Genomic DNA, 4,665 nt, shown 5'->3' with positions numbered 1-4,665 from the left:
CCAAGGTTGCCAATGACGATGGCAAGGCTGAGGGTCTGAACCATTGTTCTGTCCTTTTCGCTGGCCCGTGTCAGAAAAGCTCGGCCTGCACGGGCGCGGCAGGGGGAGACTGATGTGTGGTTGGCAGGGCAATCCGGAAGCGGTCTGCAAGACGCGCCAGATCGGCCCGGTCGCGTGTTTCCTGCTCAGCAGCAAGGGCGCGCGTGTAGGCCTCGATCAGGCCGCTGCCGATGATGCGGTTGCGGATGTCGCGTTCGACGTCCGACCAGGTCCAGGCCGGATCGCCATAACAGCCATACAGGACGATGCCGCGCAGGAAGCCCAGACGCGCCTGTGTCGTAGAGAACTGCGCCCCCCAGAAGCCGTGGATGTCGTAATGGGCGATATGCCCGAACATCTGGCTCAGGCGGTTGTAAAGCGTGCGGTTCCACGCACTCTGCGGAAATCCGCGTGCGATGAAGGACAGAAGCGCGTTCCCGATTTTCGCCTTCTCGGCCGCGTCACTGAACTGCGTCGCAGTGAGGCCCTGAGGCTGGATCGGTGGCCGTCGTAGCGCGGGACACGCGATGGACGCTGGCTCCGGCCCGTTCATGAGCGCACCTCATGGGCGAGCATCGCCTCGACCTGAGTGAGGTAGGCTTTGAACGGCGTCTCTTCAGGAATCACCCTGATCCAGTGTTCGGTGCCCAGAGACCCTTTCCAGCGGGCGTCGCAGAAGCCCTCGGGATGATCGCTCCCACGCTCGGGTGTCACAGACACCAGAAAGGAGGCTTCCGGGTAGTCGTCGTGCAGGCGTGCACCGTATTGGGCTACTGCCGCCCGGATTCCTGCAAGGTCAGCCGCCTCGATCCGTTTCTGTCTGTAGCGGTAGGGGGATGAACAGGAGATGAGGCTCCCGTGAGAGGCCGCAGGGATGGCGGCCAGGGTGTATGTCGGCATGGTGATCTCCACACAGGACACGGCCGCCCGTGAGGGCGGCTGATCTCGGATCGGTCAGAGAAAGGCGGGAAGCACCACCACCAGAACGATGAAGGCTGCAAACAGCGCTGCACCTCCTACGAAGCCCGCGACTTCGAGCCATTCTGTGCGGTTGCGGGGACGCAGATCGGAAATGTCGGCCATGTCATTCTCCTTTTTTCTTCCATGACCCTTTCCGGCGACCGCAGCGGGGACTGGCTGGCAAAGGCGCTGCAACGCAGCGGGATCGGACGACCCGCAGCGCAGCGAGGACACGGCCGACCCACCCTTTGCCAGACAGGCTCCGGTGTGGTGCCTGCCCTCTCCTTTTTCCCCTTCCCCCTTTTCCCTTTCCTGATGTCCTACTGCGCGAGATTGGCGACCTGCCGCGCCAGACGGGCACAGAGCGCGCGCGTCACAGGATCGTCCTCGTCCACAATCGCTCCGGTCAGGACGGGCAGAAGGCGCCGCGCTTCAGGGGCGGTGAGATCTAGGTGCCAGCACGCACCGAGCTGCGTGGCCACAGCGTCCGGCTGATCGACCGGGCGAACGGACACCGAGACTTCGTTTCCGTCCACGTCGTCAGGTTCGAGAACGGCCTTCTGACCGTCCGGCAGGTGAACCGGGCGCAGCCCGCTCTCGTTCGCCTCGTCGGCCGTCGCGTCCAGAACGAGCTGACCGGCTGCCTCGGCGGTCTCGGCCTCGACCTGAAAGGTGACGCGGTCGGAGAGAAGCTGGCGCTCGCTGAGCGTCACAATAAAAACAGGCATGTCGGGCTCCAGAAATGAAAAAGGCCGCCCCGGAACGGGCGGCCTTGAAGGGCGGACGAAAAAAGAGAGGCTCAGTCGCTCACAAATTCGGAGCTGCCGAACACGTCCTGCCAGGGGCTGTTACTCGTCAGGTGGCAGTCGGACTGCCAGTCGTAATATCCGGACTTGAACCGCGAGGTGATGGCCTGGAGGGTTTCGGTCGCCGTCTCGTCCAGATCCTCATCGGTCTGCACGGTCACACTGCCGTAGTCGCGTTTGCGGACGGAGAACTTGACCTTCGGGAACGCCTTTTTCAGCATCCGGCGGATGTTTTTGGCCGCCAGCGTGCCGCTGCTGTCGTCGCCCTGCTCCAGATCGGCATAGTCCGGATTGACGCGGAGCGCTGCGACCTCGGCGGCATGTTCCGCTTTGGCGCGCGCCTCAGCCGCGACCTTCTCGGCCTCAACCTCTTCGGCATGAGTGCGGAGAAAGGCAATCTCCTCGGGACTGGCCAGTCCCTTGTCGGCGTCGATCCGCCATTGGACACCGCGCAGAATGGCCTCGGGCAGACGACGGGAGACCGAGCCACAGGCAAAAACGATGTCGTAGGAGGCGCTCCCGCCCGACACGATGGCTCCGCCACGCGACAGGGACCGGACGGTGGTCGGACTTTCCTTGCCGTAAACAGCCATGACGATCCCGGCTCCCCGGCTGTAGAGATGGGTGTAAACGCGGGTGCCGACCTGAACGGGAACGAGAGAGGGGACGAACATCGTCTGATCCTTTTCCTTTGGATTTTCGTGATGTCTTCTCCAGCGTCAGCGCGGGACGGCCGGGTCAAAAGCGGCGCGTGCGCCGGCACCGGAGGCGGCGAAGCCGGTGAGGAGCCACCTTTTGACCCGGACGGAGCGCGATGGCAGCGCCCCTCCCCTCCCTTTCCTCTTCTTTTCCCTCTCCCGGCTTCAGGCCACGACCACGATTTCGAGATGGTCCCGCATGAACTGCATGGCCTCATTATGCGCCGTCTGCTCGGGCTCGCTCTCGGGCGCTTGCAGAGAGAAGGTCTCTTCCGAATCAGGCTCCGTCACCGACACGACAGGGCCGCTCGAAAGGTCAGCCTCATCATCTGCTGCTTCCTCGAAATCATCTTCAGGCATCTCGTCCAGATCCTCATCGTCCATCACGCTTTCCAGCTCGCGGATCTTCGCCTGTTTTTTCTTCTGCTTTTGCGCCCAGACGTCCTGCGCCTGCGCAAAGGACGCCACCTCGGGCAGCCAATGGCCCTCCCCGACATGGTTCATGAGGGCCGCACGCATCTCCTTGCCGGTGTTCTGCGGCGCAAGCCCTTCTGCCTGCACGGCCTTGGTAATGCCGGGCTTGCTGTAGCATTTGAGGAACGACTCAAAGGCCATGCTCGGCATCTTCTGGTCGGCACCGAACAGAACGCCCACGAGTTGCGCGGGCAGACCGCTGCCGCTGTGCATCGACACATCGCAGTTCAGGATGCTTTGCAGCACGGTGACGGCATGGCGGCGGATCAGCGTCTCGTCACGGACAAGGGTGCCCTCGGGGAACAGGTCAGCCATCGCAAGCGTGCGGGCGGTTGGCTCTGACCAGTTGTTACCGCTGGCATCGCCATGCACACGGACATTCTCGGCTTCCAGCGCCAGCAGGAGGGCTGCGATCAGCTCCCATGGATCGGCTGTCTCGGCCACCTCGCCGAGGGCTTCGCGCAAAGCGACGGTGCGGATCTCGCCGATCATCTTGTGGCCGGTCCCGGAAACATCCGGTCGTTCTTTCGGGGCCTCGGGCTCTGCGGATACGTTCGCGTGGCTCTGTGTAAAGGCAACAGACGGACGGCAGCGTTCTTCCACGATCTTCAGGGTCCGGGGATTAAGGCCGTAGCCCATGACCTCCCTCTCCTGTGTCGCCATCCAGGTTCCCAAGGTAATGAAACCTTCGGGCGGCCGGACGTATCCGTACTCGTCCGAGGTCAGGACAATGGAATTTTCGGGCCGCTCATTGTCCAGCCAGTCCTGCTGTGCGGCCGCGTAAGCCGTGGCATCGAGCGTATAGCGGCTGTCCGTTCCGGGCTCGGCAAACAGATCTTCCATCCAGACAATGTTGTGCTTGCGGGCAAGATCGTCGCCAAACCGGGCGTTGCGGGCGTACCATTCCTTTTGTTCAAGATTCCGGGCAAGTGCGCCCCAAGCCACGGTGTCCTCCGGATCTTCGGCCTTCACGCGATACTCGGCCGGATCCTCGTCGTCTTCGACGCTTTCGGAAAACATTTCCGCCCATGCCGCACGCTGTTCGTCCAGAGAGGCCTGCGCGATGATCTTGCGCTGCCGCTCATCAGGGCCTCGGCCAAGGGCGATGGCATCCAGAATGGGCGGGTGCAGCTTTGCCAGAAGGCTGAGACGCTTGAGATAGCTCGGCGTGACCATCAGGGCGGCACAGACCTGCTGGTCTGTATAGCCAAGCTGCTCGCGCAGGCGGGTGACGCTGTTCCACTGCTCCGGCTCCGTCATGTCGAGACGGACGAAGTTCTCGCTGACGGCGGCCAGTGCATCGAGGTCTTCGCTCTGATCCCCGACATACACATCAATTTCGGTGAGACCGGCATAAATGGCGCCCTGTGTGCGACGGTGGCCTGCCACGATCATCAGGCGGCCGTCTTCCAGTTGCCGGACGGCCGGGGGATGGAGGATACCAATCGCCTTGATGTTGAGCGCGAGTTTGCGCAGCTCCTCAAGGCTTCCGATGGAAGAGCGCGGATTGTTCGGATTGGACACAAGGGTTCTCGGATCAACGCGGCGAAGCTCGGCCATGGGACGCTCTTTCTATAATTTTTCAGATGTCCCTCCCGCGTCACGGGCCAGCCAGCCGCGCAAGGCCGCGCGCAGCGCGCCCGGCCTGAGCCTTGCGCGGCTGGCTGGTTCGTGACAGCCCCACTTTT

6 protein-coding genes are annotated in these 4,665 nt (G+C 62.9%); all 6 read right to left on the bottom strand.

Annotation, left to right across the window (positions count from 1 at the left end):
• Nucleotides 1–70 precede the first annotated feature (70 nt).
• Nucleotides 71–592, bottom strand: a complete 522-nt coding sequence (locus GCE01_RS16390; protein ID WP_099213688.1) for a hypothetical protein — start codon at nt 590–592, stop codon at nt 71–73.
• Nucleotides 589–939 (bottom strand): hypothetical protein, encoded by a 351-nt coding sequence (locus GCE01_RS16385; RefSeq protein WP_099213687.1) that lies wholly within the window; start codon nt 937–939, stop codon nt 589–591. The genes GCE01_RS16390 and GCE01_RS16385 overlap by 4 nt, the downstream gene beginning before the upstream one ends.
• 54 nt (nt 940–993) lie before the next feature.
• Nucleotides 994–1,122 (bottom strand): hypothetical protein, encoded by a 129-nt coding sequence (locus GCE01_RS17385; protein ID WP_264784645.1) that lies wholly within the window; start codon nt 1,120–1,122, stop codon nt 994–996.
• A 197-nt stretch (nt 1,123–1,319) separates the two neighbouring features.
• Nucleotides 1,320–1,727, bottom strand: coding sequence for a hypothetical protein (locus GCE01_RS16375; protein WP_099213685.1), 408 nt, complete (start codon nt 1,725–1,727; stop codon nt 1,320–1,322).
• 71 nt (nt 1,728–1,798) lie between these two features.
• A complete protein-coding gene (locus GCE01_RS16370) occupies nt 1,799–2,479 on the bottom strand; it encodes an LPD29 domain-containing protein (RefSeq protein WP_099213684.1) in 681 nt (226 codons plus the stop codon).
• Nucleotides 2,480–2,668: 189 nt separating this feature from the next.
• On the bottom strand, nt 2,669–4,537 hold the full coding sequence (locus GCE01_RS16365; RefSeq protein ID WP_099213683.1) for a ParB/RepB/Spo0J family partition protein: 1,869 nt from the start codon (nt 4,535–4,537) through the stop codon (nt 2,669–2,671).
• Between the last annotated feature and the right edge of the window lie 128 nt (nt 4,538–4,665).

This window comes from Gluconobacter cerinus, from assembly GCF_002723935.1.
GTDB lineage: Bacteria > Pseudomonadota > Alphaproteobacteria > Acetobacterales > Acetobacteraceae > Gluconobacter > Gluconobacter cerinus.
Note: the sequence above shows the minus strand (reverse complement) of the source record. Positions and strands in the feature narration are given on the sequence as shown.

What these genes read in the sequence shown, in the direction of transcription:
- GCE01_RS16385 (WP_099213687.1), bottom strand. Translation starts at nt 939, where the DNA reads ATGCCGACATACACCCTGGCCGCCATCCCTGCGGCCTCTCACGGGAGC.
- GCE01_RS16390 (WP_099213688.1), bottom strand. Translation starts at nt 592, where the DNA reads ATGAACGGGCCGGAGCCAGCGTCCATCGCGTGTCCCGCGCTACGACGG.
- GCE01_RS16365 (WP_099213683.1), bottom strand. Translation starts at nt 4,537, where the DNA reads ATGGCCGAGCTTCGCCGCGTTGATCCGAGAACCCTTGTGTCCAATCCG.
- GCE01_RS16375 (WP_099213685.1), bottom strand. Translation starts at nt 1,727, where the DNA reads ATGCCTGTTTTTATTGTGACGCTCAGCGAGCGCCAGCTTCTCTCCGAC.
- GCE01_RS17385 (WP_264784645.1), bottom strand. Translation starts at nt 1,122, where the DNA reads ATGGCCGACATTTCCGATCTGCGTCCCCGCAACCGCACAGAATGGCTC.
- GCE01_RS16370 (WP_099213684.1), bottom strand. Translation starts at nt 2,479, where the DNA reads ATGTTCGTCCCCTCTCTCGTTCCCGTTCAGGTCGGCACCCGCGTTTAC.